The sequence below is a fragment of the Mesotoga sp. HF07.pep.5.2.highcov genome (assembly GCF_003666285.1).
Classification (GTDB): domain Bacteria; phylum Thermotogota; class Thermotogae; order Petrotogales; family Kosmotogaceae; genus Mesotoga; species Mesotoga prima.
Genome location: NZ_JFHJ01000167.1, coordinates 1 through 2,907, shown reverse-complemented (window position 1 = coordinate 2,907; position 2,907 = coordinate 1). Strand labels below are relative to the sequence as shown.

At 46.8% G+C, this 2,907-nt stretch carries 2 protein-coding genes; one reads left to right on the top strand and one right to left on the bottom strand.

Annotation, left to right across the window (positions count from 1 at the left end; all coding sequences use genetic code 11):
• The coding region (gene ileS / locus BG32_RS03215; protein ID WP_121526363.1) for an isoleucine--tRNA ligase at positions 1-2,226 on the top strand (2,226 nt) is incomplete at its 5' end.
• Between the two features lie 57 nt (positions 2,227-2,283).
• On the opposite strand, the gene BG32_RS03210 is transcribed toward ileS, so the two are convergent.
• Positions 2,284-2,907, bottom strand: a 624-nt coding sequence (locus BG32_RS03210; protein ID WP_121526362.1) for a family 1 encapsulin nanocompartment shell protein, incomplete at its 5' end; no start/stop codon positions are given.

Genomic DNA, 2,907 nt, shown 5'->3' with positions numbered 1-2,907 from the left:
GCCTTCTACGTAGTATATGGCGACTTCGTTTCGCTCGAGGATGGTTCCGGCATCGTCCATATGGCCCCCGCTTTTGGAGAGGATGACAACATCCTGGGAAGGAAATTCGGTCTTCCCTTACTTCAGCTTGTCGACAAAGAGGGGAAGATTACCGAAGAGGTTACTCCATGGGCTGGAATGTTTGTAAGAGATGCCGATCCTTTGATCACCCGATACTTGAAAGACAGGAATCTCTTGTTCAAAAAGGAGCGTCTCACTCACTCTTATCCATTCTGTTGGAGATGCGACACTCCGCTTCTCTATTACGCAAGAAAATCGTGGTACATAAAGACCACCGAATATAGAGACAAAATGATAGAAGTGAACAACTCCGTCAACTGGTATCCAAAATTTGTTGGGGAGGGGCGCTTTGGAAACTGGCTCGAGAACATGGTCGACTGGGCCCTCTCGAGAGACAGATATTGGGGAACACCTCTAAATGTATGGAAGTGCGACGAATGTGGGAAACTGACAGCGGTAGGCTCTAGAAAGGAACTAGTCGAGAGAACAATAGAGGACATTTCTGAAGATATAGAGCTTCATCGGCCGTACGTAGATGACGTTCATCTGAGATGTGAATGCGGTGGCAGGATGACGAGAACCCCGGAAGTCATAGACTGCTGGTTTGATTCAGGTGCGATGCCAGTCGCACAGCATCACTACCCGTTTGAAAACAAAGACAATTTTATGGGCGATCTTTTCCCGGCCGACTTCATCTGTGAAGGAATTGATCAGACCAGAGGTTGGTTCTATTCTCTCATGTCGATTTCGACCTTCCTTTTTGGGCAGTCACCGTACAAGAACGTTCTGGTCAACAATCTCGTTCTCGATAAGAACGGGCAGAAGATGTCAAAGTCCAAAGGCAATACGGTCGATCCCTGGAAGATTATAGAAAAATATGGAGCCGATACGTTGAGATGGTATCTGCTTGCCGTCTCGCCACCGTGGGTGCCAACCAAGTTCGACGAAGAGGGCGTAAAGGATACGTTCAGCAAGTTCTTTGGAACGCTTCACAGCGTCTTCTCATTCTTTACAATGTATGCAAATGTGGACAACGTCGACCCGGGGGAATTCGATCTTCCCGTTTCCGAAAGGGAAGAAGTGGACAGATGGATAATATCCAGACTCAACACTCTCGTGAGAGAGGTAACAGATCTTCTTAACCATTATGATATGACGAAATCTGTGAGGGCTATTCAAGATTTCGTGGTTGAAGAGGTTTCAAACTGGTATGTCAGAAGAACACGGGACAGATATTGGACGAGCGAACTGGACAACAGTAAGAAGGCAGCTTATCTAACCCTGTACGAAGTTCTTCTTACAGTAGCCAAACTTATGGCTCCAATCGCTCCTTTCACGGCCGAGGAGATTTTCAGGAACCTTACGCATAAAGAGAAGGAATCGGTCCATCTTGAGTTCTATCCTGTTGCCGACGAGAGCTTGATAGAGCCGGATCTCGAGAAGAGAATGGCTGCCGTCATGGATATCGTAACCCTGGGCAGGGCATGCAGAAACAAGGTGCAGATCAAGGTCAGACAGCCTCTTCCGAAGATTCTCGTTGACGGGCGGATAAAGAAGATCGTTGAATCGATGCGCGAGTTGATTCTAGAAGAGATCAACGTCAAGAACATCGAGTATATTGAAGAGCTCGGAGACTACGTCAATTACGAGGTAAAGCCGAACTTCAGGGTTATGGGCCCCAAGTTCGGTAAAGATCTGAAAGCGATCGGAAATGCCCTAAGGTCTATGAAGCCGGCCGATGTAGTTGCCAGGGTCAAGCATGAAGGAAAGATCTCAATCGAGGCAGAGGGGAAGACTTTCGAACTCACAGAAGAAGATCTTGACATAAGAATCCAGGAACTTGAAGGTTTCACCTTCGAAATGAGCAATGAAAACTTTGTCATACTTGACACCGAGCTCACTCCAGAGCTTCTTCAAGAAGGACTCGCAAGAGAGATGGTATCAAAGATACAGACAATGCGGAAGGAAGCGGATTTTGAGATAACAGACAGAATCAATGTCTCCTTCTCTGGCCCGAGGGAAGTAGTCGATGCGATCGATACTTACAGAGAATACATAAAAGAAGAAACACTCTCCAATGCCGTTGTCTTTGAAGAAAGTCTCGACTCTGGGACAGAGTGGAACTTGAATGGTTATGACACTTTGATTAGAGTTCAAAGAGTTTGATGCGATATGAGAAACCGGGAGCATCTGCTCCCGGTTTTCCTTTTATGCAGAACTTATTTAGACTGTCAACTTAACAATGATCGCCGGATCGAGAACCCTGAAGGTGAATGATTCCGATATGAAGAGTTCGACTTCTTTGTCAGTGTGACTCTGATAACCTATTTCGAAGTCTCCGCCGATAACCAGTTCAAGGTCTTCATGATCCTTCGGAAGAAGCAGTGCGTCCTTCACAACTCTGCTTACAACAATATCCGTGCCGAGGAAGGACTCGATTCGCTTCACAAGCGGGTATCCGGAAACATGAGAATTGAGAATCGCCATTGTTTCGGGATTGACGATGAGAGCGAACGGTCCATCCACGAAATTGTCCTTCAAAACCTGAGCAGCCTTTGAAAGTGATTCGATGATTTCGTTCGGCTTTGAACCCAGAGGAATCGGTTTGTTTTCGACCGACTCTACGATTCCTTTGACGGTCGCCTTTTCATAGCCATTGTAGATTACATTTTCCTCGAAGAGCGCTATCTGTTTTGCCGCTTCTTCAAGCGGTCCCAGATCGGAATCCTTTGCGCCTCTCTCTATATCGTCCATCTCCCAGCGGACCAGCCTGAAGGGAACTCTCACCTCTAAAAGAGGCTTCGCCTTTCTAAGACCTACACCGACCTCTCCTTCTTTTTCGAGAAT